We start from the raw sequence: 25,361 nt of genomic DNA on the forward strand, positions 1-25,361 counted from the left end.
ACGTCCCCTTTTATTCAATTAATCTAAAAATTAAAAGAATGAAAGGATTTGTTATTTTAGGACTTTGTGCAGGTCCTCTCTATTTTGCGCAATCTATGCCGAAAGACACGGCAAAAATTCAGGAAATTCAAAGTGTAACTTTCACAAAACGTCTGCCTGTAGCACGTGAAATTGTAAACGTGGCGAAGGACCTGGACCACAAAAACCTCGGTCAGGACCTTCCGGTTCTCCTCAAAAATCAAACTTCCGTGGTGGCAACCTCCGACGCAGGTAATGGCATAGGCTATACCGGATTCCGGATTCGTGGCGTGGGCGGAAGCGGCATCAATGTAATGATGAACGGCGTGCCGTATAACGATTCGGAATCGCAGGGGACCTTTTTTGTCAATGTGCCCGACCTTACCAGTTCGGCCTCTCAAATCATTATTCAGCGCGGAGTGGGAACCTCATCGAACGGTGTCTCGGCATTTGGAGCCACGGTGAACGTAATTTCAAAAGATCCCGCGGAGGAGTTTTATGTCCGTTCAGATAATTCCTACGGTTCCTTCAATACCTATAAATATTCAGCTGAGGTGGGCTCGGGGAAATTCTGGAACAACCGCCTGAGTTTGATGGGTAGGTATACAGGCATACATTCGGACGGTTATATAGACAGAGCTTCAGCTGACCTTCAGTCTTATAATCTGAGTGCACTTTTTGAGGAGGGAAATACCTCTGTGAGATTCCTCGCATTTGGCGGCAGGGAAAAAACCTATCAGGCGTGGAACGGCATTGACCGCGAAACCTGGCTGACGGCGCCCCGTTCAAACTTCTCAGGAGCTATTTATGATTCTGATTGGGAAAACATAATAGGTTTTTATGATAATGAAACCGATAATTACCGCCAAAACCATTATCAGCTGTTGTGGAATCAGCGTATCAGTCCTCAGTGGAAGCTGGAAACCACACTGCACTATACCAAGGGTAAAGGCTTCTATGAAAACTATAAACAGGGCGCGGCTTATTCAAAATATAACCTGTCTGACCAAGTTGCTGGCGCGTATTCGGATTTTATACGAAAAAAGTGGCTGGACAATGATTTCTATGGTGGGGTAAGTACGCTTTACGGTAAGTTTGACAATCTGGATCTGAACTTTGGCCTTGTTGCAAACCACTATTTTGGTAAACATTTCGGTCAGGTGTCTGATGTGTATGTTCCAGCTATTTCCTCACACGAATATTACCGCAATAATGGGGTTAAGGATGAACTTGCAGGTTTTGCAAAAGCCATCTACCGACTTAATAAGTTTGAAATTTTTGGCGATTTGCAGCTCAGGAACATTTCCTACAATACGTCAGTAATCATGGAGGGCGATGATGAAGGCATGAACCTGAGTAAGGAGTGGCTATTCTTCAATCCTAAATTCGGTTTGAATTACCTCATTGATTCGGGAAAAATCTTCTTATCCTACGCTCATGCACAACGCGAGCCCAACCGCGATGACCTTTTTGCCAATACTGAAACCCAGCCGGAAAAACTTCATGATTTTGAGGCAGGAATGGAAAAAACCCTGGGTAATGTTATGCTTACTGCCAATCTGTATTTTATGAACTACCGCAATCAGCTGGTACTGAACGGTAAAATTAATGATATTGGTGAGTTTATCCGCGAAAACAGCGGAGAGAGTTACAGAACCGGGATTGAACTGGGAGCCGCGGCAAAACTCTCCGAAAACTGGAACGTATCCGGTAATCTGAATATAAGCCGAAACCGCAACCGCAACTTTATTATTGAAGATGCCAGCGGAATACAGGACCTGGGGGATACACCTATCTCATTTTCCCCGGGTTTAATTGGTAATCTTATGGTAAATTATACTCCTCTCAAAAACTTCAGTTTGGGTCTGCAGAACCAGTATGTTGGCCGGCAGTTTCTGGACAATACAAATACTGCGGAGCTGCAGCTGGAAGATTATCTGCTTACCGATTTTAACGCCAGATATATTCTGAACCTGAAAAAAACCGATCTGGATTTCAAACTTCTTGTAAATAATATTCTGGACCGTAAATATGTGAATAATGGTTATGTTGATGACGCTTCACCTTATTATTTCTCGCAGGCCGGTATAAATTTCATGTTTGGGATTTCGGTATTATTGAAGAAGTAACTAGGTTTAGATCACCATCGGTGGATTTTGATTCGGCGGAAATTTTTTTCGCCGAAAAAATCCTAAATTTGCGGACTCATGAATATTTCTGCACTTATTCTCGAATATCTGAAGGTCAGGCATAAAGCTACTTTAACGGGCTTTGGTGACTTCCTGCTGGAAAATGCGGCTGCTGTCCTTAACCCGGAACATAAAACGCTGCTGCCACCTGCGCAAAAGATCACCTATAAACCGGATTATGAAGCTCAAGGTCCGGATTTCGAATACTTCGTGGCCGAACAGAAAGGCTTAACTGCTGCAAAGGCTGCGGAAGAAATTAAATCCCAGATCACGTTCTGGAAAAACAAGATCAACGAAGGTGAAAACTTCACCGTTGGAGGATTGGGTATTTTCAAAATTTCTGCAGATTCCGTTCACTTCGAGGGAAACAGAGTGGAAGGTGATCATTCAGACTTCTACGGACTTGAGGAAATTAATCTTGTTGAGTTAGGGAAAAGTAGGGGCAAGTCTGTAACTACTTCGGAAAGGAAAGAATATTCATTGGTGAAAAGTTGGGTGTGGCTCCTTTTGTTAGCTCTGCCGATAGGCGCCCTGGCTTATTTTGGTGTCACCCAACCTGAGATGCTTTTTGGCAGAAAGTCATTTACACCTGCGTCGTTGGAAACCATGAAGGACACCGTAAAAATTGTTGCCGCAAGGAAAGATACGGTCAATTCTATGAAAGTAGATTCCGCAATAGCCGATTCAAATAATACAACAGCAGCGGTTCCGGTGGCACCGAAAACCTGGAAATCAAAGAAAAACACTACAAAAAAATGGCGCAAACCAAAAAAGCAAGGGAATCACTCACGGTAATGACCAATATCGTTCTGCCGAACGAAACCAATTCGCTACGCAACCTTTTTGGAGGTGAACTGCTGGCAAAGATGGACCGCTGTGCCTCCATTTCAGCTGCACGTCATTGCGAAAGACGTGTGGTTACCGCATCGGTAAACCACGTTTCTTTTAATCATCCCATTCCGGAGGGCGGTATTGTAGTTTTGGAATCGAAAGTTTCACGTGCATTCTCTACCTCGATGGAGATCTATGTTGATGTTTGGCTGGACGATCCCATTAACCAGAAAAAAATTCATACGAACGAAGGCATTTATACTTTCGTGGCTGTAGACGAATTTAACCGTCCGATTCCGATTCCTAATATGGAACCTGAAACCGAACAGGAAATTTCACGTTACGATGCGGCCCTGCGCAGAAAGGAACTTTCGCTCATTCTTTCCGGACGTATGAAACCCGCTGATTCTGTAGAGCTTAAAAAACTGTTTGGCCAGGGATAATCCTGGTCTTCCTCTCCAATTTGCTGATTAATGAGAATACTGCAGCTTGACAAAAATCATCCGCTGATCAAACAGCAGCTTTCGGAAAAGGGTTTTGTTATTGATGATGACTTCAGCAGCACTTATGCCCAGCTTCTGGATATTATTGAGCCTTATGAAGGGATCATCATCCGCAGTCGCGTCCCAATGGACCGGAACTTCATCCAAAAAGCCGGAAATCTAAAATTTATTGCCCGCGTAGGTGCCGGACTGGAAAATATTGACCTGGAAGCTGCCGCCGAATTTGGTGTCTCCGTCATCAGCTCGCCGGAAGGGAACCGCGATGCTGTGGCCGAACATGTATTAGGGATGCTGCTGGTACTGACCAACCGTCTCTTTGTATCTGCTGAAGAAGTGAAGCAGGGACTTTGGAGAAGGGAGGAAAACCGGGGCGATGAACTCACCGGGAAAACGTTCGGTATCATTGGATACGGAAATATGGGAAAAGCAGTCGCCCGAAGACTTTCCGGTTTCTCACTGAATGCAATATTTTACGATATAAAACCTGATCTTGGGGATGCGTTCGCTTCTGCGGTTAATCTTGACAAGTTAATGGGCACTGCAGACATTATCAGCCTCCATATTCCGCTTACGGAGGAAACTCATTACCTTGTGGATGAGGTTTTCATTAATGGGATGGCTAAGGATTTCTACCTCATCAATGCATCAAGAGGTAAGAATGTTAAAACGAAAGCTTTAGTTCGTGGTTTAAAATCGGGTAAGATAATAGGTGCCGCACTGGATGTTCTTGAGTTTGAAAAACCTTCTTTTGAAAAACTGGATTCCGAAAGTGATGACCTTAAATATCTTCTTCAGTCCGAAAAGGTTATTGTTACTCCCCATATTGCCGGCTGGACTCACCAAAGTAAGGAAAAACTCGCTCAGGTAATTGTAGACAAGATTGTGGCAGAGTTTGCATCCTGAGTACCTGATAGTTCAGCCCTTACTCACCGCTTATTGTTAAAATTATATAACAGTAGGTTGCCGATTTTGTAATGTTCTTTTGTTAAAGTAATCATAATGTTCCTTCGGGTCCGCCTTCAGGGCTTTGCTTTTTGCTAAATTGCCGCTCATTTTGTAAAGAAGATAATGAGAAAAGGATTTTGGCTTGGCTTAATGTGTCTGATGTTGCTGGGCTCCTGTAAGAAGGAGCTGGAAATTTTCCAGAAAGAGCCAGAAACACACCTGCCTAATTTCGGAAATGTTAAGCTGAATGAAGTATTTAGCCGTAAGGACAGCAAGCAGGCAAATGGTGATTCTATTGACGCCGTTATTCAGAATTATTATAATACAGTATGGGAAGGTGGCGACCTTTGGGGCGGATTCCTTATAGCCAAAGGCGACGATATTCTCTTTGAAGGTTACCGTGGATTTGCACAGGACAACAAACAGGAACCGATTACCCAATCCACACCTTTGCACGTAGCATCCATCAGCAAAACCATAACGGCTATGGCAGTAATGAAGCTTGTGGAGGCCGGAAAACTAAAGCTGGACGATGAAATAACCAAGTACTTTCCAGATTTACCTTATCCCGGCGTTACTGTTCAGTCTCTGCTTACGCAGCGTAGCGGCTTACCAAAATACGAGTATTTTATTGAGAAAATAGAACCAAAGCCGGCGGAACTCAGCAAAAAATATCTCACTAATCAGGACATCCTGAATCTTATGATCCGTCATAAGCCTGAAGCTGCCCGAAGCCCAAACACCGGCTTCATGTACTGTAATACTAACTTTGCCGTGCTGGCCTTACTGGTAGAGAAAGTTACTGCTACCCCGTTCCCCGCAGCAATGGAACAGATGGTCTTTAAACCCCTGAAGATGAAGAATTCATTTATTTTTCAGGAGAAAGATACCCTTACCGCTTCCAAATCATTCTATAACCGAGGTCCGAAAGTATATCCGTATGACCGTCTGGATTTAATTTATGGCGATAAGAATGTGTATACCACACCACGTGACCTGCTTAATTTTTCCCGGGCTATGTACGCTGAAAATTTCCTGAGAAAAGACCTGAAGGATATGGTTTTTGAACCTTACAGTAACGAGCGTGCGGGCATCAACAATTACGGTATCGGTTTCCGTATGAAGGTTTATGATAACGGCAACAAGCTTACCTTTCACACCGGTTGGTGGCATGGGACCAATTCGGTATTTGCTCATCTGCTGGGTTCCAATGTGACTATTGTGGCTATTGGTAATAAGTTTTCCCGTCAGCCCTACACAGCACTGTCGCTGGCCGCCCTGTTCGACCAGTATCCAATTGAAGTGGACCGCTTAAAGAATACTCTGAAGAAGGGTTCCGCAGCTTCTTCCGGAAGTGAGGAAGATTCTGCAGGTATAAATGGCGGATAAATCTTTAAATTTGCACAAAATCAATAAATGCTGAAGCCTTTTTTCCTTATACTGACAGTTTTGCTGTTATTTTCCTGCGCCAGAGTGGGTTCGCCTGTAGGAGGAGAGCGGGACACCATTGCCCCACGTGTCATGGGCTCAAATATAGATACCCCAAGAGTGAATGTTCCCAGGGACCTGAAGGAACTTCGGATATCTTTTGACGAGTACATTACCCTCAAGGATGCAAGCAAGAACCTCATTATCTCGCCCCCACTTAAGAAAATTAAAAGGATCCTGCCTTCCAGTCTTGCCACTAAAGAAATAGTGATTCAATGGGAAGATACGCTTCAGGCAAATACTACCTACAGTTTTAATTTCGGAAGTTCCATTCAGGATCATAACGAAGGGAACATGCTCCCTTATTATAACTATGCATTTTCAACAGGCGAGAAAATTGACGACCTTTATATTAGTGGTGAAGTTACAGAGGCGCTTCAGATTAAAGCTACACCAGCCAAGATAAGCAGGGTGGTTGGTCTGTACCAGGCAAAGGATTCAATGGATTACCGCCAGAAGCCCTATTATATTACAAGGGTGGATGAGGACGGTTATTATGAACTTAATTACCTGTCGCCGGGTACCTATCGAATTCTTGCTTTTGAAGATGAGAATTCGAACTCTGTGTATGATCCTGGAAAAGAGAAGGTGGGCTTCCTTAAAGAGCCTGTGGTTGTTGAGAATTCGGTTTCCGGATTGCCTATCAGTCTCTTTCCGTCGAAGAAATCATTCCGCTATCAGGAAATGAAGGAAATGCCCGGAGGTGTGCTGATGCTTTTCGAAGGAAATCCACAGAGCGTGGAAGTCCGTTCGGTTTCAGAAAAGCTGAGAGATTTCAGAGTAACTCACCGTCCGAAATCCGACAGTGTGAAGATTTGGTTTGATGCAGTTAGACAGAATATTGGAACTGATGTAAGTGAGAATCTGAGATTAAGCTATGATGCCCAGGGTAAACAGGATACGGTATCGTTGTTTTACAAAAGAGACGCGACAAATGAAATGACCATTTCAAATACCGAGGGAGCGCTGTTACCACCACGAACCGACTTCAGGGTGACCAGTAACTATATAGTGGACAGAATTCAGCCTGAAAAATGGACTCTTACCATAGACAGTCTTACTGCAGTACCGTTTACTGCCAGAATTTCTGAGACAAACCCTTACCAGATCCTGGTTAATGCCGGATTTGTGGAGGGCAATAAATACCAGCTAACCATCCCAAGCAAAACGGTCTCTTCTTTTTATGAAGCTACCGCAAAACCTTACCGTTTCGATTTTGAAGCAGATAAAGTTCAGAATTATGGCAGCTTTACGGCCCGCCTTACCAATAAACCTGATTCACGTTACTGGATTCAGCTGCTGGACTCATCAGAAAAAGTACAGTACACCACTTTTACAGATGCTGCTGAGGTGAAATTTAATATAGTGAAGCCTGGCGAATATTTTGTACGTATTTTAGTAGATAATAATGGTAACGGTCATTGGGATGAAGCCGATTTCCTGAATCAGCAGTTTGCCGAGGACGCATATATTTTCTACAAGAAAGTAAATATCCGTCCGCTTTGGGAACTGGTGGAAGACTGGGATCTGAAGGATACGCGAAAACTTGACCCTATAAAACCGGAATCAACTACGCCGCAGGCTACACCTGCCAATACCGAAGAACCGGTCCGCACTCCGGATATCCGCGGAAATGTACCTTCCACAAGACCGGCAAGAACCCTGGAAAGAAACTGATGAAGAAGGCTCTTAAAATTTTCCTGTATATCGTAGCTGTGTTGGTCCTGATACAGTTCATTCCGGTTGACCGGACCAATATACCGGTAGATCCGAATTTGGATTTTGTGAGGGTGATGGATACGCCTTCTGAAGTGGAAACGGTTCTGAAAAGATCGTGTTATGACTGCCATTCCAACGAAACACGCTATCCGCAGTACTCATACATCGCGCCTTTCTCATGGTCTGTAAAGCATCATGTAAATAAGGCCAGGAAGCATTTGAATTTTTCAGAATGGGGTGGCTACAATAAGGAGCAGAAGCAGGGGATTCTTGATAAAACAGTTCGCGTACTGGAGGACCGAAAGATGCCTTTGCCTGTTTATGTATCTTATCACGAAGAAGCAGCGCTTACGCCTGAAGCCCGTAAAATGTTGGCTGCCTATTTTAAGTCGCTGTCCGAAGCCCAGAATAAATAAACGCTCCCTTTTCCGAAAGCGTTTATATGTTAGTATTTCGTGCGGTTAAATCATATTTTCCGGTTTTACCCATTCGTCAAACTGTTCAGCGGTCAGTAAGCCAAGGTTCACTGCTTCCTCCTTCAGCGTTGTGCCGTTGATATGAGCCGTCTTTGCAATTTTTGCCGCATTTTCATAACCAATATGAGTATTGAGGGCCGTTACCAGCATTAAGCTTTTGTCCACCAGTTCTTTTATGCGTGGCAGGTTGGGTTCAATTCCAACCGCACAGTGGTCATTAAAGGATATGCACGCATCTCCCAGCAACTGTGCAGACTGCAGGAAGTTATAGGCCATCAGCGGTTTGAAGACATTCAGCTCATAATTTCCCTGCGTGCCGGCAAACGAAATGGAAGTATCGTTTCCCAGAACCTGTGCGCAAACCATTGTTAATGCTTCATTCTGCGTGGGGTTCACTTTACCGGGCATAATTGAGGAGCCGGGTTCATTTTCCGGGATGAATAGTTCGCCAATTCCGCTGCGGGGACCGGAAGCCAGCATCCGGATATCCTGTGCGATCTTAAAGAGTGCTACTGCAAGCTGCTTAAGAGCTCCGTGGCTTTCCACAATCGCGTCGTGCGCAGCTAGCGCTTCAAATTTGTTCGGTGCAGTAACAAAAGGCAGTCCTGTAAATTCCGAAATATACTTTGCCACCAGGACATCATAACCTTCCGGCGTGTTTAATCCTGTACCTACGGCAGTTCCGCCCAGCGCCAGTTCCTGCAGATGATCCAGCGTATGTGTTATTGACTTCATCGCATAATCCAACTGAGCTGCGTAACCGGAGAATTCCTGACCAAGTGTTAAAGGTGTGGCATCCATCAGATGCGTACGGCCTATTTTAACAATATCTTTGAATTCATTGCTTTTTGTGAGCAGCGTATCGCGAAGAATTTCAACTGCCGGCAAGGTGTGTTCTACCACTTTTTTGTAAGCGGCGATGTGCATCGCAGTCGGAAAGGTGTCATTGGAGCTTTGTGATTTATTTACATCATCATTAGGGTGAATGACTGATTTTTCGCCCAGCTTTCCGCCACTGTTTACATTCGCACGGTTGGAAATCACTTCGTTCATATTCATATTACTCTGAGTGCCGGAACCTGTTTGCCAAATAACCAGCGGGAACTGATCGTCCAGTTTGCCCTCAAGAATCTCATCACAGGCCTGAGCTATATGATCCCGTTTCTCCCCCGAAAGTACACCCAGATCCGCATTTGCATAAGCTGCCGCCTTCTTAAGATAGGCAAATGCTTCGATAATCTCGGCCGGCATGGAGCCTTCCGGACCAATTTTAAAGTTATTTCTCGAACGTTCGGTCTGTGCGCCCCAGAACTTATCTGCCGGCACCTGAACCTCACCCATCGTATCTTTTTCGGTTCTGTAATTCATTTTAGATATTTTGAGATTAAAGTTAACTATTTTATAATTGAAGTGCGGATCCTCTCATCTAAAACTTTACTTTCGCTGTTAGTAATTGCCGTTAGGCCTGCATAATATCAGTTTTTCATCCCCTTAATTTTCACTAATTTTGCACCACCAAACTTAAGCTATGGAATTTCAATATCAGGAACCTTATCCTATACTAAAGGACGATACTAAATATAGAAAACTCAGTTCAGAATATTTAAAAATAGATTACCTGGGCGGACGTGAAATCCTGTCGGTAGATCCTAAAGCGCTCGAGCTTCTGGCAGAAAATGCCTTGGCTGATGTTTCTTTTATGCTTAGGTCTTCGCACCTGCAGAAACTCCGGAATATTATAGACGATCCGGAAGCCACGGATAACGACCGTTTCGTTGCCTATAACCTGCTGCAGAACGCTGCTGTTGCTGTGGAGGGGGCCCTGCCGTCATGTCAGGATACAGGTACAGCAATCTGTGTGGCGAAAAAAGGGGATAATGTTTATACAGGAGCTGACGACGCGGAATGGATTTCGCGCGGTATTTACAATACTTACCAAAGCAGAAACCTGCGTTTTTCACAGGTCGTACCTTTATCCATGTTTGAAGAGAAGAATTCGGGGACCAATCTTCCGGCCCAAATCGATATCTATGCAACTAAGGGCGAGGAATACAAATTTCTATTTTTGGCAAAAGGCGGTGGTTCTGCAAACAAGACTTTCCTTTATCAGAAAACCAAATCTTTGCTTAATGATAAAGCTCTCGAAGCTTTTGTTCGTGAGCGCATCATGGATCTTGGTACCGCTGCCTGCCCACCGTATCACCTGGCGCTGGTAATCGGGGGAACTTCTGCTGAAGCGAACCTTGCGGCAGTGAAAAAAGCCAGTGCCGGTTATTATGACCATCTGCCAACCGAAGGAAACATGGGTGGCCAGGCCTTCCGCGATCTGGAATGGGAGCGCCGCGTTCAGGAAATCTGTCAGGAAACCTCCATCGGAGCGCAGTTCGGCGGTAAGTACCTTACCCATGACGTTCGCGTAATCCGCTTACCGAGACATGCTGCTTCCTGCCCGGTAGGAATGGGTGTTTCCTGTTCTGCTGACCGTAACATCAAGGGGTTCATCAACCGCGAGGGCATCTTCCTGGAGCAACTGGAAACAGATCCTAAAAGATTTTTGCCGGAAACCGCACCTCACCTGGAGGCTGCCGTACAGATTAACCTGAACAGACCGATGCCGGAAATCCTGGCAGAACTCTCACAATATCCCATCAAAACCCGTTTGAGCCTGAATGGAACACTGATCGTAGCGCGTGATATTGCACATGCAAAGATTAAGGAACTTATAGACAGCGGACAGCCAATGCCTGAATATTTCAAGAATCATCCTGTGTACTACGCCGGACCTGCTAAAACGCACCCGGACGGAATGGCCTCCGGAAGTTTCGGACCTACAACAGCGGGCAGAATGGATGTTTATGTGGATGAATTCCAGAGTTTGGGCGGCTCTATGATAATGCTGGCCAAAGGAAACAGATCTAAAGAAGTGACCAACGCCTGTGCAAAGTATGGTGGGTTTTACCTGGGTTCTGTAGGTGGTCCCGCCGCAATCCTTGCTAAGGAGAATATTAAATCGGTGGAGATTGTAGATTTCGAAGAATTAGGAATGGAAGCCGTTCGTAAGATTGAAATTGAAAACTTCCCGGCTTTTATTATATCCGATGACAAAGGGAATGACTTCTTTGAATCTATAGGCAGCTAAAAAATTCCAGGGAAACAGAGGTTATAATTGAGGGTCTGCGTCTAAAAAGTACAGTGAAAACTTTTATTATCAACTAAATTAATTTAATTTTGCTCAAAATCTGAAATCGATGTTATTACTATTATCTTCATTCTGGCCAGGCTACCAGTTCTTTTGGTTCGTATTTTTTGTATTTATGTTGCTGGTAGGATTCTGGTGCATTATCATGTTTTTCGGTGTAGTAATCCCGATGTGGCTTACTTCCGGCCTGAAGGAGTATTTTGGTAAAACAGCACCTTTTGATCCGGAAGATGTTCGGAGGAAAACTGTAGTAGAACAGGGTGCTGAAGTTATTTACAGTAACCCGAAAGGAAACGGACCTTTCATTCACCACAACGACGGTCACGGTCATCACTAGTTGATGTCATCGCTTTTCCCCACAAACCCGGGAAATAGCGGTTACAAAGCAAAATCATATATATGTTCAGTCTCTGTTCGCAGGGACTGATTTTTTTTGCTGAAAAGTGTGGTCTTCGGAATTGCCCATGCTCTGACTTTCCCTCCGCAATACATTTTCTCTCATTTTCCTTATCTTTGCCCTCACAAATTCTCAGAAATGTCCAAATCCCTAATCCCCAAGCTGGAAGCTATTAAGCAGCGCTATAACGAAGTTGCCGACCTTATTATCCAGCCTGATGTAATTTCCGACCAGAAGAAATATTCCGCCCTAAACAAAGAATACAGCGATCTTGGTAAGATTGTTACTGTTTTCGATAAATATAAGCAGGCGCTCACAACTATAGAGGAGTCGGACGAGATCATTGCCGATGGATCAGACAGGGAGTTTGTGGAAATGGCCAAGATGGAGAAGAATGAAGCCATTGAGAAGATTCCCGGTCTGGAGGAGGAACTTAAGGTACTTCTTATTCCAAAGGATCCTGCGGATGATAAAAACGTAATCATAGAACTGCGTGCAGGAACGGGAGGAGATGAAGCCGCGATTTTTGTAGAAGATGTGTACCGCGCCTATTCCATGTTCTTTAAAGCAAAGGGCTGGAAGCACGAAATTACAGATGCAAGTGAAGCATCCAAAGGATACAAAGAACTTATACTTAAGGTAGAAGGCGATGGTGTATATGGTATTATGAAGTTTGAATCCGGGGTGCACAGGGTACAGCGTGTTCCTGAAACGGAGTCTCAGGGAAGGGTTCACACCTCCGCTATTACGGTAGCCGTATTACCTGAAGCAGAAGAAGTGGATTTTGAACTGAATCCCGCAGATATCGAAATGCAGACCTCGCGTTCAGGTGGTGCCGGCGGACAGAACGTAAACAAGGTAGAAACCAAGGTACAGCTTACCCACAAACCCAGCGGAATGGTAGTGGTGTGCCAGCAGGCACGTTCCCAGCTGGCCAACCGCGAACTTGCAATGGAAATGCTTCGTACAAAACTGTATGATATTGAACTGCAGAGGGTAACTGGAGATATTGCTGCGCAGCGTAAAACAATGGTATCAACTGGTGACAGATCGGCGAAAATTAAAACGTATAATTACTCCCAGGGCAGGGTTACAGACCACCGCATCAACAAATCCATCTATAATCTGGATGCCTATATGAACGGCGATATTCAGGAGATGATTGATGCAGTTATCATGGCCGAAAATGCGGAAAAAATGAAAGGTGAGGAGGAAAATTATTAATATTTAATTCAGATGTCCTATATTAGCGCACATTAAAATATTTAAAATATGAAAAAATCAATCTTTATGGCGGCTGCATTTGCCGCAGTGACTCTAATCTCATGTAAGAAAACGGAAACTACTGCTACAGATGTGAACGCAGATTCTACTGATGCTGTAGTTATCGTAGATGCGGATTCTATGCCGGTTATGTCTGATTCAACGGCTGTTGGAGGCGCATTAGATGCTACCGGTGATGCTATTGAAGATGGTGCTCAGAACGTGAAAGAAGGCGCTCAGGAAGCTACCGACGGTGATGGTGATGTAACTAAATAATCACTTTTACCAATATGAATTAAAGTCTTCCCAACCGGGAAGGCTTTTTTTGTGCAAAAAATTCAGATCTATCTGCTGTATTTCTAATTAGGAATATATTTAACTTAATCCTTAATTTTGAGTATGAAAAAGTACCTTTTATTCCTATATATAATATTCCTGGCACAAGTTCAGGCACAGCAGGAAATCATACCTCAGCTTAAATTTGAAGAACTGGAGAATAGGATTGCGGAAATGCCGGCTGACTTGCTGGTCGTTAATTTCTGGGCTACCACCTGTGCTCCCTGCGTGAAAGAGTTACCCGATTTTATGGAAGTAAACCGTAAATATGAGTCCAATCCAGGATTCAAAATGCTTTTGGTCACCTTGGACAGAACCAGGGACATGGAAAGGGTTAAGAAATTTATCACTGATAAAAATATTGCCGCGAAGGTGGTATTGCTGGACGATAACAAACGGATGAACACCTGGATTCCGCGTTTTGATCCCGAATGGGGTGGCGAAATACCGGTAACTATTTTTTACAGAAAAGGGGTTAAAGTGCACTTCCATAACGGGGAGATGTCTAAACCCGAACTCGAAGAAATAATCAGTAAGCATTTAAATTAAACGCAAATAATTAGTAATATGAAATCTCTAAAAATCTTCTTATTGGGTATTTTACTTTTGGCGGCCGGTTTTGCACAGTCGCAGTCGGCGGTAAGTTTTACTACAAAATCTTCCAAGACCGGTTATGCAGTTGGCGACGAAGCTACAGACTTTAGACTGAAAAACACAGACGGCAAGATGGTATCGCTCAGTGATTATAAATCTGCAAAAGGTTTTATCATCATATTTACATGCAATCACTGTCCCTATGCCAAAAAGTATGAAGAACGAATCGTGGCACTGGACAAAATGTATAAAGCCAAAGGTTATCCCGTAATCGCAATTAATCCAAATGATGCGACCGTTCAGCCGGAAGATGGTTTTGAAGAGATGAAACAGCGCGCCATAGAAAAAGGTTTTACATTCCCTTACCTTGTGGACGAGGGGCAGAAAATTTACCCCCAGTACGGTGCAACCAAGACACCGCATGTATTTTTGCTTAATAAGGAAAAGGGCCGTAACATCGTAAAATATATTGGTGCTATCGACAATAACTACGAAGATGCCTCAGATGTCTCCGAATTCTATCTTCAGGACGCCGTGAACAGTTTGCTGCAAGGGGAGAAAATTAAAACGGAGAAAACCGTTGCGATAGGCTGTACCATTAAGGTGAAAAAATAGAAAATACTTACCGCGGATTGGGGTAAGAGGAGATTTTTCATGCTGCTTCCTTCATCAACGTTTTAAAATCAGTAACTTTATGGCCTGTTAAAGCAAGCAAAATGCGCAAAGAAATTCAGAACAAAACCCCCGATTTTTCGTCCGATTTTGATGTTAAACTTCCTTATTTTTTTGAAAAGGACGGACTCGAAATGAAATCGGCATACACTGCTCAGGACTCAGAAAAAATTACTGAAAAACAATATTCGGCCGGAACTGCTCCATATTTACGTGGTCCTTATTCCACAATGTATGTACAGAAACCCTGGACCATACGTCAGTATGCCGGATTCTCCACTGCGGAAGAATCCAATGCATTTTACCGCCGGAATCTTGCGGCTGGACAGAAAGGACTTTCTGTAGCATTTGACCTTGCAACACACCGTGGGTATGATTCAGATCATCCGCGTGTAGTAGGCGATGTGGGAAAAGCCGGTGTAGCCATTGACTCCGTGGAAGACATGAAGATCCTTTTTGACCAGATTCCACTGGATCAGATTTCGGTTTCAATGACAATGAACGGAGCCGTACTGCCCATTCTTGCGTTCTATATTGTGGCTGCCGAAGAACAGGGAGTTTCTCAAAATCTTCTTTCAGGAACCATCCAGAATGACATCCTGAAGGAGTTTATGGTCCGTAACACCTATATCTATCCGCCTACTCCTTCCATGAAAATCATCGCGGATATATTTGAATATACTGCTAAGAATATCCCGAAATTCAACTCAATTTCTATTTCCGGCTATCACATGCAGGAAGCCGGCGCCACACCGGTTCTGGAAATGGCCTATACCCTGGCAGACGGTCTGGAATATGTACGGACCGGAATTCAGGCCGGAATGAAGGTTGATGATTTTGCCCCCAGACTTTCGTTTTTCTGGGCTGTTGGGATGAATCACTTCATGGAAATTGCGAAAATGAGGGCTGCTCGTTACATCTGGGCCGACCTTTTAACGCAGTTTTCGCCGCAAAATCAAAAATCTCTGGCGCTTCGTACACACTCGCAGACTTCAGGCTGGAGCCTTACAGAGCAGGAGCCCTTCAATAATATTACACGAACTGCAATTGAGGCACTATCAGCAGCTTTGGGCGGAACACAGTCTCTGCATACCAATGCACTGGATGAAGCCATTGCTTTACCCACCGACTATTCCGCAAAAATTGCCCGTAACACTCAAATTATCCTGCAGCAGGAGACCGGCATCTGTGATGTTGTAGATCCAATGGGCGGCAGTCATTTGGTTGAGACTCTTACTCAGCAGATGATTGATGAAGCTATGAAGTATATTGATGAGGTGGAGAAAGAAGGAGGTATGACCAAAGCCATCGAAGCCGGAATTCCAAAAATGCGGATTGAGGAAGCGGCCGCCAGGAAGCAGGCAAAGATTGACAGTGGTGAAGAGTTCATTATAGGTGTAAATTCCTTTAAATCTTCGCAGAAACAGATGGAACTGGAAATCCTGGATATTGACAACTCTGAGGTTAGAAGAAAACAGATTGAAAGGCTTGATACTATTAAAGCCAGCCGCAACACAGCAGATGTTGATGAGATACTGGAAAAGTTAAGCAATGCAGCGGAAAGCGGAACCGGAAACCTTCTGGAGATATGCATCGAAGCAGCCCGCCGCCGTGTAACACTGGGTGAAATGAGTGATGCTATGGAGAAAAGCTACGGGCGCTACAAAGCAAACATAAGAACAATACAGGGAGTTTATGCGATGAATGCTTCAAAGAACGAATATTTTGAAAAAGCCCTGGCTCTGACCCAGCAGTTTGAAGACCAGCAGGGCCGGAGACCTCGGATTATGGTTGTTAAAATGGGTCAGGACGGTCATGACCGGGGTGCCAAGGTAGTAGCGACTGCCTTTGCCGATATGGGTTTTGATGTTGATGTTGCACCGCTTTTCCAGACTCCGGCCGAAGTTGCCATGCAGGCTGTGGAAAACGATATCCATATCCTCGGAGTTTCTTCTCTTGCCGCAGGACATAAAACTCTCGTTCCTCAGGTGGTTGAAGAACTTAAGAAATTAGGTGCTGACGATATCAGGATTGTTGTGGGTGGCGTAATTCCCCAGCAGGATTATGAATTCCTGCACAAGAATGGTGCAGACCACATTTTCGGTCCTGGCACCAATCTGCCGAAATCTGCCTGTGAGATTCTGGAAAAGTATCTTAACTAGAATAAATCCCAAACAGAAATTCCTCCACATTCGGAGGAATTTTCAGTTTTGGGAAATCAGATAATCATATACCATTTGGTGTTGGTCCGGAGTAAGTTTTGCACGCGGCGCCATTCTGCTCAGTGTTTCAATCCACTCCGCATCGGTATGTTTAGTCGGTTCAGGTAAATTATGACATTTATTGCACGAGTTTTCGAAGACAGTTTTTCCCTGAGAAAGTTTTTCAGAAGAGGTGTACTTAGGTCCTGTTACCGCATTACTTCTTGCGCACGAGACCATGAAAAGCGAAACTGCCGCCGCTGTTAGGATTGTCTTTTTCATAATAGTTTTGATTTGGTCAAACAAAATTACATGGTAAGCACTACCTTTAATTATATAATTCCTAAAATTTAATGCATGACTCTCACCTACAATGATTACAGGCTGCAGCTTCGGGAAACTTTTAAAATCGCCTACGGTAATTACGACTACCGCGATTCTCTTACGGTGGCACTTTCTGCAAATGGTGAAACTGGGTTTGGCGAATGTGTAGCCATCAACTATTACAATATAGATCTTCAAAAATTCAAACTTGATCTGGAATCTGTAAAAGACAGGCTTCACAGTCTATCCATTATTCATCCGCTGGAATTTTACTCTTTTCTGCTAACTCTTGAACTTCATCCTTTCCTGCGTTCCGCACTGGATTGTGCTTATTGGGACCTTTTTGGTAAGCTGGAAAACAGAACTTTCGCTGAAGTTGTGGATTTGCATCAGGACAACTTGCCTGAGTCATCCTTCACTATAAATGTCGCTGGTTTTGATGAGCAATTCGAAAAGATAAAGGCCAGCAAATGGACTAGATTCAAGGTGAAATGCAACGGACTGGACCGCGGTAATGTTTTCAAACTGCTGGACAGTGGTAAGGAGGTTGCGCTTGATTCTAACACCAGCTTTACTGAAGAAGACTGCATTTTTCTGGAATCGCAAACGCTTACTCAAGGCTTCTCTTATCTGGAACAGCCTCTGCCGGCAGGCCAATTTTCGCTACTTACCAAAAACAAAAACGCTCATTGGATGTGTGATGAAGACTGCCAAAGCGTGGAAGATTTACAATCTTTGTCCAGTCATTACCGAAGTGTCAACATCAAGGTGATGAAACTGGGTGGGATAACTCCAGCCCTCGAAATGATCTCGGCAGCGCACAGTTTCGGCTTCAAGGTGATGATTGGCTGCATGACGGAATCGACCGTCGGAATTTCTGCAGGTATGGCATTGGCCGGACTTTGCGATTATGCAGATCTGGACGGAGCGAATCTGATTTCCAATGATTTTGCTGAAGGCAGCAAGGTGGTTGAAGGCAAATTGCTTCTGTCTGAAGCCCCCGGCCTTGGGATCCGGTTGATCTAATTCAGCGGGCGGTAAAATTTGAGCCTTTGGCAGGTAAACATTAAATTTGGTTTTTATTTCGGTATGGACATAACAAATGAGGTTTTAATTGAGGGAATTCGAAGTGGAAACAAACGCTTACTGGCCAAAGCCATTACGCTTGTAGAGAGCAAGAAGCCCGAACACCGGGAACAGGCCGAAGCTTTACTTCAGGAAATAATGCCTTTTTCAGGAAACTCCGTCAGAATCGGTATCACCGGCGTACCGGGCGCAGGTAAATCTACATTCATTGAAAGCTTTGGAAAACTGGCTATAGAAAAAGGACATAAGGTTGCTGTCCTGGCCATTGATCCCAGTTCTTCATTAAATAAAGGTTCTATACTGGGCGATAAAACCCGCATGGAAGAACTCGCCCGGGAAGAAAATGCCTTTATCCGGCCTTCACCCAGTTCAGGATTTCTTGGAGGAATTGCCAATACTACTTTCGAGACGATGCTTCTGTGTGAGGCTGCAGGTTATGACTGCATACTGATTGAGACGGTAGGGGTGGGCCAGAGCGAAGTTTTGGTTTCCGAAATAACTGATGTTTTCCTTTTCCTGAAAATCATTGGGGGCGGCGATGAGCTTCAGGGCATAAAGCGCGGAATAATGGAGATGGTAGACCTTATCTTCATCAACAAAGTAGATTCGGAAAACATACTCGCTGCCAAAAGGACAAAAACCGAACTGATGCGGGCACTACACTTTCTCCATCCTAAGGAAAAGGACTGGAAAGTGCCGGTAGTGCTGGGCTCAGCATTAAATCATGAAGGCCTTAAGGACGTGTACAGCAATATAGAACGCTTTATTGAACTTAAACGTAAGAGTGGCCGCTTCCAGGAAGTCAGAATGTTACAGGCAGCCCACCGTTTCGAATTCTGGGTACAGGAATATATCCGTATAATGACTCAAAAAGAAAATTCCGCAGAGAACTTATTTATTCAGCATAAAAAAAATGCCTCCGAACTGAAAGGCAATCCCAGTTCGGAAGCAAAGAAGTTTGTAAATGAAATACTGAAAAAGACTATTTCCTGACAGTTTCGTTTGCAGCGATATACCCGTCATAAGATATTGGCTGGCGGTCGGTTGTATCTACAGAGACAAAAGCTTTTCCATTGCTATAAACTTCAATGTTGATCATACTGATATGTGAAACATCATTTGGCCTGATCATGAATACTGCATTACCTTTTTTAGACGTTGATTTCTGGACTGTAAAATCCTCAGACGTAAACCGTAAACTCTGTTTATTAGTGTCGTAACCATTGCTGTTGTACAGCCTTCCGAAATAGGGTAATGTGCAGGTCAGTTTTTCCTTCTCTATAACAAGTGTGTACCCACTGTCCAGAGTAGTCAATCGGGTTGGCGTATAATTCGGAATCGCGTTGGTAACCGCATTAATATCCGCCCCTACTGCATTTGCTTTCTGTGCATGGAAGGTGAAGTCACCGGCGCTTGTAAGTTGCTGTGTAGCTGCCGGCTCCAGGTAGTTTTGCGAAGAACAGTTCAGGAACAGTCCCAGGCCTACAATCATTAAAAATATATTTTTCATTTTTTTTGAATTTATTTATAAGTTGTTAGCTTATATTCAGCAAATCTAAGACCGTAAATTTATTGGAATAATAATTGCAAAACCGTAGAAATCAAATATCATTTACTATGAAACTTATAAACACAATCGGAATAGGCGCCATGATGTTCGCGGCAGTTGCATGTTCAACTAATCCAATTACCGGAAGAAGATCTCTTCAGTTAGCAAATGATGCAGAAATTGCGTCAATGGCTGCCCAGGAGTATCAGAAAACAATAACCCAGTCTAAAATAATCAGCGGCACCACACAGGCAAAAAGTGTTGCCAATGTGGGAACACGTATAAAGAATGCGGCTTACAATTATTATAAAACCTTAGGACGCGAAGGCGACCTGACCAATTATCAGTGGGAGTTTAAACTTATTGACAACAAGCAGATTAATGCCTGGTGTATGCCTGGTGGTAAAGTGGCGGTATATACAGGTATTATGCCGGTTACACAAAATGATACAGGGCTGGCAGTTGTAATGGGCCATGAAGTTTCCCATGCATTAGCCGGACACGGTAACGAAAGAATTTCACAGGCTATGGTTGCCCAACTTGGTGGGGCGGTTATTGGTTCGCAGGTATCGGGCGGCCAATGGGGTGCTATTTTTGAGCAGGTTTATCCAATTGGTGCACAGGTAGGTCTTATGGCTTACGGGCGTAAACAGGAACTGGAAGCAGATCAGATGGGCCTATACCTTATGGGTATGGCAGGATACGATCCAAGACAGGCAATACCATTCTGGCAGCGTATGGAATCTGCCTCAACCGGAGCACAGCGTCCGCCGGAGTTCCTTTCCACTCACCCGGGGCCGGAAAACCGTCAGGCCGCATTAAATTCGTATATGGATAAAGCTCTGACTTATTACAGAGCAGCGGGCGGGAAATAATAAATAACAAACAGTAACTTACAGACCTTCTCAATATTTTATAAATTTGGGAAGGTTTTTTAAATATAGCGATATGAAAAATTTAACCCTGGTGGGTATTATCCTCCTAGCTTTAGCCTTTTTACTGTACTACATGCTACCGGAATTTTCAATGGTTAAACTCTTTGAACCAATAAGTCTAATGGGCATACTTGCGGGAATCGGGATTGGTCTTATAATAGGTGGTGTTGTGGGCTATGTAAGCAAAGGTTCTGCGTTAAAAGAGGAGCAGAAAAGACGTGAGTACAAACAACTTCTGAAAGAAAAAGCTGAACTTGAGAAGATTGCCGCTGCGAATGCTGTAAATCAGAATACCACAGCCACCCAACCTTTAAACCGCGATAAAGAAAATACGCAGAACTTTTATTAGTCCTGCGTATTTGTTTTCTTAGAATTGGTAACCCAAGCCAGCCATCAGCATACTGGGTCGGTTATCATAGCGGATTACAGCATCCGTATTATTGTTTATGAACTCCCGCTGGTCTTTGGAGAAAGAACCTTCATATCTTCCGGAAATAATAATACTCCTTATTTTAACCTGAGCACCGAGTTGATACCCTACTGTAAAGTTATTTTCAGCGTTTTCCTTAAAGTCATTGTACTGGTTTTCTGAGCTTAGGTTGTGGCTGGCTACCGGACCTGCATAAATCCCTACTGTCTCCCCCCATACATTATAACCTAACAGCACAGGTAGGTCTGCACGGTTACTTTTTGCTTCAATCTTTGAGTCAGTGATTGGCTCGGTAAGTTCATTTGTAAATGTAGTGTAGTAAAGTTCAGGCATTACAAATAGGCCGCTTACCAGATTAACCTTCACGGAAAGACCTGCGTTAAAGCCTACATTGGTTTTACCTTCAGCTTCAAAAGCCTCCTCGGCACCTGCCTTTACACTTTCCCAGGTTGGTTTTCCCGCCGGAAAAAGACCGTGAGCTTTAACAGCAACCGCCACCTGAGCGGATGCACATACAGAAGTGAAGACGAGCGCAGTGGCTAATAGTTTAATTTTCATCAGTCTTAGGATTAGTTACAATATTTTCAATGGATGTTTTGTCGTTCGTCAGGAAATATTCCCGGAGTTCTTTAAACAGTTCTGAGGAATAAACGAAGTCAATAAGATTTTTATTGCGTGCAGTAATTACATTATCCTTATTGCCTTCCCATTCCTTAATACCCAGACGCAGGTAAACAATTTTTTCGCCAATTGTCATTACCGAGTTCATATCGTGAGTATTTATGATCGTTGTAGTTTTGTATTCCTTTGTAATATCAACCAAAAGATCATCAATAACATTCGCAGTGTACGGATCCAGACCGGAATTAGGTTCGTCACAGAAAAGGTATTTCGGGTTGTTTACAATGGCACGTGCAATGGCCACTCTTTTCTGCATTCCGCCCGATATTTCTGCCGGAAACTTTCTGCCCGCCTTATCCAGGTGTACCCTTCCCATTACATCAAAAACCCGTCTTTTCTTCTCCCTGAATGTCAGGTTGGTAAACATATCCAGCGGAAACATAATGTTTTCCTCCACGGTCATGGAGTCAAACAGTGCACTACCCTGAAATACAGTGCCGATTTCGGCGCGCAGGATCTGCTTTTCCTCACGTTTCATTTGTGTAATATCGCGACCGTCAAAAAGTATCCCACCACTCGTAGGTTCGTAAACATTGAGCAGCGATTTCAGAAAGACAGTCTTGCCGGAGCCACTTTGCCCGATAATGAGATTTACCTTGCCGGTCTCAAAGGTTGTGGATATACCTTTAAGGACTTCAGTTTCGTCAAATTTTTTACGGAGGTCTTTAATTTCTATCATTACCCTAAAATAATCTGTGTTAATATTAATTCTGAAATAATGATGAAAACCATGGTCCAAACTACAGCCTGCGTGCTGGACCGTCCTACTTCCAGCGAGCCACCGCTTACGTTATATCCAAAAAAAGAGGGAACACTGGCAATAATAAAGGCGAAAACGATCGTTTTAATAAATGCGTAATAATAAAACAGCATTGGCATATACATTTGCACCCCCGTTGTAAAATCCGAAATGGTCCAGTTGCCAGTAAGTTCGCCAGCTGCGAACCCTCCCATAATACCTACCGCCATACTTAAGCCTATAAGCAGCGGATTGTAGATGACGCAGGCCAGTATCTTTGGCAAAATCAGAAAGTTGGGTGAGTTTACACCCATAATATCCAATGCATCTATCTGTTCTGTAACCCTCATCGTACCAATACTGGAAGCGATATAAGAACCCACCTTACCGGCAAGAATGAGGCTGATGATAGTGGGTGAAAATTCCAGTACGAGAACCGCTTTAGTTGCATATCCAATAAATGGTGTAGGGATCGGTATAGATGAGGAACTGAAATTATTGAACATCTGGATGGCGGTAACGGCTCCTACAAAGACGGAAGTGAAGACTACCAATCCAAATGAATTTACACCCAGATCATTTATTTCCCTGAAAAAAAGTTTAATGAAAACCGACATTTTCTGTGGTGTTCTTATGGCTTTTCCAAGCAGCAGAAAATATTCTCCGAAGGCGGTTAGGAACTTTTTAATCATTCTGCTAAATTAATGTTTTTAAAATAAAAATTTCGCCGGATCAGCCTGCTTTTTTGTCTCCCCCAATCACCAGAAATACAGTTTTTAAGATGATGACCAAATCCAGGACCATGCTCCAGTTTTTTACGTAAAAGGTGTCAGCAAGAATGCGTTTTTTCATTTCAATACTCATATCGCCATAATCGCCCCGCAACCCGTTTACCTGTGCCAGACCTGTAATCCCCGGCTTTACCATACTCCGGATGGCGTACCGGCCGATACGGGTTTTATAGTAGTCATCCACCAGCAGCATATGGGGCCGCGGCCCCACGACGGACATATGTCCCAGAAGGACATTAATGAACTGAGGCATTTCATCAATACTCGTAAACCGGAGGAATTTTCCCACTGCAGTTATCCGGTCATCGTTCTTCTGTGTAGTTCTGGTAGTAGATTCCCCATTAACCACCATCGTGCGGAATTTTATGCAGTGAAAAACCCGGTCATGCAGGCCATATCGCTTTTGCCTGAAGAAAACCGGTCCTTTGCTGTCCAGCTTAATAAGCAGTGCTATAAAAGGAAATAACCATGAACAGACCGTGACAAGGATTATAAGTGAAAACAGAAGATCCCAAACGCGTTTCAGGAAGAAATTGGTGAAATATTGCAGCGGGAATTTAGCTTGTGTAAGTACAGGCTGTGTTTCTATATAATTTAGTTCATAATTGAAGAAATTACTGTGGTCAACTTCCGGAATAAGTGCAATGCGAACCTTGCAGAGTTCCGCCTGGCGGAAAATTTCACTTCGTACTTCGGTTGATATACCTGCATTATCAGCCGGCATATACAGTGTGTAGATTCCGTTCTGACGCCAGAATTCCACAAGCTCTTCAGTTTTTACAGGTCCATCCGGGTAATCATAGATGATTAGACCATAATCATTACGGGTGCGCAACACCTCTTCAAGAATTTGCAGTGCATCACTCTTCGCGCCCAGAAACATTATATTCCGGATGTTAATACCCATACTGCGTATGGACTTCAGCAGGAAGAAAATTGCAGACTTTAGCAGGAAAAAGATGATGAATATGCTGATTGCCAAATCGAAACGTTCGCTTTTCAGAAAAATGTTATTGCTCACTTTTCCAAGCAGGATAATCCCGAACAGAAAGATAAGAATATGTGTTACTATCCTTTCAAGATACAGCGTATAGGTAAGGTTCCTGGGGATATCATACAGTCGCGTTCGCCCACTCAGCAGTATCCAGAAAAGGGTAAGCAGCAGGATAGACATTGAGTTCTGCTCCCAGTCTATATCCTTTATCTTAAGGTCAATATTTCGTCGGATAAAGAAAAATACAAAAACTGCTGCGATAATCAGTATATCGAGCAGAATAATGAATCCTTTAAAATACCGTGAAAACCGAAGTTGTTGCATGAACTCAAATCAGATCCTAAAAGTAAGTAAATTTACGGTTACTCAGGGAATGTTGAGGTATTTATGAGTCTGCACTGAGGCTTGCCAGCGTGGATTCTGAAGGATGAAATCTGTTATAAGCGGGTAAATCTCATCTCTTTTGCTCCATTCGCTCTGCAGATACAGCTTACAGTTAGGACCAACTTTGGCCGCCTGTTCTTCTGCAAATTTAAGGTCATGGCGGTTAAAGACAATTACCTTAAGTTCGTGCGCCATCCCGTAAATTTCGGCCTGGGGCAAGCCCGTTTTTTTAGGTGACAAGGTAATCCAGTCCAGGATACCGCTGCGTGAATATGCACCGGACGTTTCAATATGAATGGTACAACCCAACTCCTTTAAACGGAGTGTCAGGAGTTCCAGATTCCACATCAGAGGTTCGCCTCCGGTAAGGACAACGGTTTTACAATGGCTCGCTGCCGTTTCCGCGACTTGGTTCACATCCATCAGTGGATGTAGTGTGGGGTCCCAGCTTTCCTTTACATCACACCAATGGCAGCCCACATCGCAACCGCCAAGCCGTATAAAATAGGCTGCGGTTCCCGTGTGGGCACCTTCGCCCTGAATGGTGTAAAAATGTTCCATTACCGGAAGCATTTTTCCTTCTTTCAATACTATTTCCTGATCTGTCGTCATTTAAT

26 protein-coding genes are annotated in these 25,361 nt (G+C 43.8%); 18 read left to right on the forward strand and 8 right to left on the reverse strand.

Annotated features, from left to right (window positions below):
* The first annotated feature begins 38 nt into the window (after positions 1-38).
* From H1R16_RS08320 to H1R16_RS08350, 7 genes are all read left to right on the forward strand, one after another.
* Positions 39-2,147, forward strand: coding sequence for a TonB-dependent receptor (locus H1R16_RS08320; protein WP_181887040.1), 2,109 nt, complete (start codon positions 39-41; stop codon positions 2,145-2,147).
* 78 nt (positions 2,148-2,225) lie between these two features.
* Positions 2,226-3,002, forward strand: coding sequence for a hypothetical protein (locus H1R16_RS08325; RefSeq protein WP_181887039.1), 777 nt, complete (start codon positions 2,226-2,228; stop codon positions 3,000-3,002).
* Positions 2,963-3,481, forward strand: coding sequence for an acyl-CoA thioesterase (locus H1R16_RS08330; protein WP_181887038.1), 519 nt, complete (start codon positions 2,963-2,965; stop codon positions 3,479-3,481). Before H1R16_RS08325 ends, H1R16_RS08330 begins: the two co-directional genes overlap by 40 nt.
* Before the next feature lie 30 nt (positions 3,482-3,511).
* Positions 3,512-4,444 carry an NAD(P)-dependent oxidoreductase gene (locus H1R16_RS08335; protein WP_181887037.1) on the forward strand — a complete coding sequence of 311 codons (933 nt, stop codon included), beginning with the start codon at positions 3,512-3,514 and terminating at the stop codon, positions 4,442-4,444.
* A gap of 165 nt (positions 4,445-4,609) precedes the next feature.
* Complete coding sequence (locus H1R16_RS08340; RefSeq protein ID WP_181887036.1) at positions 4,610-5,875, forward strand: serine hydrolase domain-containing protein; 1,266 nt, start codon at positions 4,610-4,612, stop codon at positions 5,873-5,875.
* A gap of 27 nt (positions 5,876-5,902) precedes the next feature.
* Positions 5,903-7,651, forward strand: coding sequence for an Ig-like domain-containing domain (locus H1R16_RS08345; protein ID WP_181887035.1), 1,749 nt, complete (start codon positions 5,903-5,905; stop codon positions 7,649-7,651).
* Positions 7,651-8,109 carry a heme-binding domain-containing protein gene (locus H1R16_RS08350; RefSeq protein ID WP_181887034.1) on the forward strand — a complete coding sequence of 153 codons (459 nt, stop codon included), beginning with the start codon at positions 7,651-7,653 and terminating at the stop codon, positions 8,107-8,109. The genes H1R16_RS08345 and H1R16_RS08350 overlap by 1 nt, the downstream gene beginning before the upstream one ends.
* Positions 8,110-8,154: 45 nt before the next feature.
* Here the strand turns inward: H1R16_RS08350 and fumC are convergent, their stop codons facing one another.
* Positions 8,155-9,537, reverse strand: a complete 1,383-nt coding sequence (fumC, locus tag H1R16_RS08355; RefSeq protein ID WP_181887033.1) for a class II fumarate hydratase — start codon at positions 9,535-9,537, stop codon at positions 8,155-8,157.
* A gap of 160 nt (positions 9,538-9,697) precedes the next feature.
* Between fumC and H1R16_RS08360 the strand changes: the two genes are divergently transcribed.
* From H1R16_RS08360 to scpA, 7 genes are all read left to right on the forward strand, one after another.
* Complete coding sequence (locus tag H1R16_RS08360; RefSeq protein ID WP_182035755.1) at positions 9,698-11,308, forward strand: fumarate hydratase; 1,611 nt, start codon at positions 9,698-9,700, stop codon at positions 11,306-11,308.
* Between the two features lie 109 nt (positions 11,309-11,417).
* The gene (locus H1R16_RS08365) at positions 11,418-11,705 is read left to right on the forward strand and encodes a hypothetical protein (RefSeq protein ID WP_181887031.1); all 288 of its coding nucleotides are present in this window, start codon (positions 11,418-11,420) and stop codon (positions 11,703-11,705) included.
* Between the two features lie 198 nt (positions 11,706-11,903).
* Complete coding sequence (gene prfA, locus H1R16_RS08370) at positions 11,904-12,989, forward strand: peptide chain release factor 1 (protein WP_181887030.1); 1,086 nt, start codon at positions 11,904-11,906, stop codon at positions 12,987-12,989.
* Positions 12,990-13,037: 48 nt separating this feature from the next.
* Positions 13,038-13,304 (forward strand): hypothetical protein, encoded by a 267-nt coding sequence (locus H1R16_RS08375; protein WP_181887029.1) that lies wholly within the window; start codon positions 13,038-13,040, stop codon positions 13,302-13,304.
* 123 nt (positions 13,305-13,427) lie between these two features.
* Positions 13,428-13,913 carry a TlpA family protein disulfide reductase gene (locus tag H1R16_RS08380; RefSeq protein ID WP_181887028.1) on the forward strand — a complete coding sequence of 162 codons (486 nt, stop codon included), beginning with the start codon at positions 13,428-13,430 and terminating at the stop codon, positions 13,911-13,913.
* A gap of 18 nt (positions 13,914-13,931) precedes the next feature.
* Positions 13,932-14,573 (forward strand): thioredoxin family protein, encoded by a 642-nt coding sequence (locus tag H1R16_RS08385; RefSeq protein ID WP_181887027.1) that lies wholly within the window; start codon positions 13,932-13,934, stop codon positions 14,571-14,573.
* 101 nt (positions 14,574-14,674) lie between these two features.
* Positions 14,675-16,792 carry a methylmalonyl-CoA mutase gene (scpA, locus tag H1R16_RS08390; protein WP_181887026.1) on the forward strand — a complete coding sequence of 706 codons (2,118 nt, stop codon included), beginning with the start codon at positions 14,675-14,677 and terminating at the stop codon, positions 16,790-16,792.
* A 42-nt stretch (positions 16,793-16,834) separates the two neighbouring features.
* On the opposite strand, the gene H1R16_RS08395 is transcribed toward scpA, so the two are convergent.
* The gene (locus H1R16_RS08395) at positions 16,835-17,113 is read right to left on the reverse strand and encodes a c-type cytochrome (protein ID WP_158063116.1); all 279 of its coding nucleotides are present in this window, start codon (positions 17,111-17,113) and stop codon (positions 16,835-16,837) included.
* Positions 17,114-17,188: 75 nt separating this feature from the next.
* On the opposite strand from H1R16_RS08395, the gene H1R16_RS08400 reads away from it, so the two are divergent.
* Complete coding sequence (locus H1R16_RS08400) at positions 17,189-18,181, forward strand: enolase C-terminal domain-like protein (RefSeq protein WP_181887025.1); 993 nt, start codon at positions 17,189-17,191, stop codon at positions 18,179-18,181.
* A gap of 63 nt (positions 18,182-18,244) precedes the next feature.
* Entirely contained in the window at positions 18,245-19,234 is a 990-nt protein-coding gene (gene meaB, locus H1R16_RS08405) for a methylmalonyl Co-A mutase-associated GTPase MeaB (RefSeq protein ID WP_181887024.1), read from the forward strand.
* Here the strand turns inward: meaB and H1R16_RS08410 are convergent.
* Positions 19,224-19,751: a DUF4251 domain-containing protein gene (locus H1R16_RS08410; protein ID WP_181887023.1), complete on the reverse strand. Its 528-nt coding sequence runs from the start codon at positions 19,749-19,751 to the stop codon at positions 19,224-19,226. The genes meaB and H1R16_RS08410 overlap by 11 nt on opposite strands.
* Before the next feature lie 107 nt (positions 19,752-19,858).
* Here H1R16_RS08410 and H1R16_RS08415 point away from each other — a divergent pair, with 107 nt between their 5' ends.
* Together H1R16_RS08415 and H1R16_RS08420 are read left to right on the forward strand one after the other, a co-directional pair.
* A complete protein-coding gene (locus tag H1R16_RS08415) occupies positions 19,859-20,665 on the forward strand; it encodes a M48 family metallopeptidase (RefSeq protein ID WP_181887022.1) in 807 nt (268 codons plus the stop codon).
* 73 nt (positions 20,666-20,738) lie between these two features.
* On the forward strand, positions 20,739-21,074 hold the full coding sequence (locus H1R16_RS08420; protein ID WP_181887021.1) for a hypothetical protein: 336 nt from the start codon (positions 20,739-20,741) through the stop codon (positions 21,072-21,074).
* Positions 21,075-21,092: 18 nt separating this feature from the next.
* Here the strand turns inward: H1R16_RS08420 and H1R16_RS08425 are convergent, their stop codons facing one another.
* Genes H1R16_RS08425 through H1R16_RS08445 form a run of 5 tightly spaced genes read right to left on the reverse strand, consistent with a single transcriptional unit; the run spans position 21,093 to position 25,356 of the window.
* Entirely contained in the window at positions 21,093-21,713 is a 621-nt protein-coding gene (locus H1R16_RS08425; RefSeq protein WP_181887020.1) for an outer membrane beta-barrel protein, read from the reverse strand.
* Complete coding sequence (locus H1R16_RS08430; RefSeq protein WP_181887019.1) at positions 21,703-22,515, reverse strand: ABC transporter ATP-binding protein; 813 nt, start codon at positions 22,513-22,515, stop codon at positions 21,703-21,705. The genes H1R16_RS08425 and H1R16_RS08430 overlap by 11 nt, the downstream gene beginning before the upstream one ends.
* Positions 22,515-23,267 (reverse strand): MlaE family ABC transporter permease, encoded by a 753-nt coding sequence (locus H1R16_RS08435; RefSeq protein ID WP_181887018.1) that lies wholly within the window; start codon positions 23,265-23,267, stop codon positions 22,515-22,517. The genes H1R16_RS08430 and H1R16_RS08435 overlap by 1 nt, the downstream gene beginning before the upstream one ends.
* Positions 23,268-23,307: 40 nt before the next feature.
* Positions 23,308-24,684 carry an exopolysaccharide biosynthesis polyprenyl glycosylphosphotransferase gene (locus H1R16_RS08440; protein ID WP_181887017.1) on the reverse strand — a complete coding sequence of 459 codons (1,377 nt, stop codon included), beginning with the start codon at positions 24,682-24,684 and terminating at the stop codon, positions 23,308-23,310.
* A gap of 42 nt (positions 24,685-24,726) precedes the next feature.
* Positions 24,727-25,356 carry a 7-carboxy-7-deazaguanine synthase QueE gene (locus H1R16_RS08445; protein WP_181887016.1) on the reverse strand — a complete coding sequence of 210 codons (630 nt, stop codon included), beginning with the start codon at positions 25,354-25,356 and terminating at the stop codon, positions 24,727-24,729.
* Between the last annotated feature and the right edge of the window lie 5 nt (positions 25,357-25,361).

The organism is Marnyiella aurantia, from assembly GCF_014041915.1.
Classification (GTDB): Bacteria; Bacteroidota; Bacteroidia; order Flavobacteriales; family Weeksellaceae; genus Marnyiella; species Marnyiella aurantia.

Bases quoted from the DNA above. Each gene is read 5' to 3' on its own strand.
- H1R16_RS08320 (WP_181887040.1), top strand. From the start codon at position 39: ATGAAAGGATTTGTTATTTTAGGACTTTGTGCAGGTCCTCTCTATTTT.
- H1R16_RS08325 (WP_181887039.1), top strand. From the start codon at position 2,226: ATGAATATTTCTGCACTTATTCTCGAATATCTGAAGGTCAGGCATAAA.
- H1R16_RS08330 (WP_181887038.1), top strand. From the start codon at position 2,963: ATGGCGCAAACCAAAAAAGCAAGGGAATCACTCACGGTAATGACCAAT.
- H1R16_RS08335 (WP_181887037.1), top strand. From the start codon at position 3,512: ATGAGAATACTGCAGCTTGACAAAAATCATCCGCTGATCAAACAGCAG.
- H1R16_RS08340 (WP_181887036.1), top strand. From the start codon at position 4,610: ATGAGAAAAGGATTTTGGCTTGGCTTAATGTGTCTGATGTTGCTGGGC.
- H1R16_RS08345 (WP_181887035.1), top strand. From the start codon at position 5,903: ATGCTGAAGCCTTTTTTCCTTATACTGACAGTTTTGCTGTTATTTTCC.
- H1R16_RS08350 (WP_181887034.1), top strand. From the start codon at position 7,651: ATGAAGAAGGCTCTTAAAATTTTCCTGTATATCGTAGCTGTGTTGGTC.
- fumC (WP_181887033.1), bottom strand. From the start codon at position 9,537: ATGAATTACAGAACCGAAAAAGATACGATGGGTGAGGTTCAGGTGCCG.
- H1R16_RS08360 (WP_182035755.1), top strand. From the start codon at position 9,698: ATGGAATTTCAATATCAGGAACCTTATCCTATACTAAAGGACGATACT.
- H1R16_RS08365 (WP_181887031.1), top strand. From the start codon at position 11,418: ATGTTATTACTATTATCTTCATTCTGGCCAGGCTACCAGTTCTTTTGG.
- prfA (WP_181887030.1), top strand. From the start codon at position 11,904: ATGTCCAAATCCCTAATCCCCAAGCTGGAAGCTATTAAGCAGCGCTAT.
- H1R16_RS08375 (WP_181887029.1), top strand. From the start codon at position 13,038: ATGAAAAAATCAATCTTTATGGCGGCTGCATTTGCCGCAGTGACTCTA.
- H1R16_RS08380 (WP_181887028.1), top strand. From the start codon at position 13,428: ATGAAAAAGTACCTTTTATTCCTATATATAATATTCCTGGCACAAGTT.
- H1R16_RS08385 (WP_181887027.1), top strand. From the start codon at position 13,932: ATGAAATCTCTAAAAATCTTCTTATTGGGTATTTTACTTTTGGCGGCC.
- scpA (WP_181887026.1), top strand. From the start codon at position 14,675: ATGCGCAAAGAAATTCAGAACAAAACCCCCGATTTTTCGTCCGATTTT.
- H1R16_RS08395 (WP_158063116.1), bottom strand. From the start codon at position 17,113: ATGAAAAAGACAATCCTAACAGCGGCGGCAGTTTCGCTTTTCATGGTC.
- H1R16_RS08400 (WP_181887025.1), top strand. From the start codon at position 17,189: ATGACTCTCACCTACAATGATTACAGGCTGCAGCTTCGGGAAACTTTT.
- meaB (WP_181887024.1), top strand. From the start codon at position 18,245: ATGGACATAACAAATGAGGTTTTAATTGAGGGAATTCGAAGTGGAAAC.
- H1R16_RS08410 (WP_181887023.1), bottom strand. From the start codon at position 19,751: ATGAAAAATATATTTTTAATGATTGTAGGCCTGGGACTGTTCCTGAAC.
- H1R16_RS08415 (WP_181887022.1), top strand. From the start codon at position 19,859: ATGAAACTTATAAACACAATCGGAATAGGCGCCATGATGTTCGCGGCA.
- H1R16_RS08420 (WP_181887021.1), top strand. From the start codon at position 20,739: ATGAAAAATTTAACCCTGGTGGGTATTATCCTCCTAGCTTTAGCCTTT.
- H1R16_RS08425 (WP_181887020.1), bottom strand. From the start codon at position 21,713: ATGAAAATTAAACTATTAGCCACTGCGCTCGTCTTCACTTCTGTATGT.
- H1R16_RS08430 (WP_181887019.1), bottom strand. From the start codon at position 22,515: ATGATAGAAATTAAAGACCTCCGTAAAAAATTTGACGAAACTGAAGTC.
- H1R16_RS08435 (WP_181887018.1), bottom strand. From the start codon at position 23,267: ATGATTAAAAAGTTCCTAACCGCCTTCGGAGAATATTTTCTGCTGCTT.
- H1R16_RS08440 (WP_181887017.1), bottom strand. From the start codon at position 24,684: ATGCAACAACTTCGGTTTTCACGGTATTTTAAAGGATTCATTATTCTG.
- H1R16_RS08445 (WP_181887016.1), bottom strand. From the start codon at position 25,356: ATGACGACAGATCAGGAAATAGTATTGAAAGAAGGAAAAATGCTTCCG.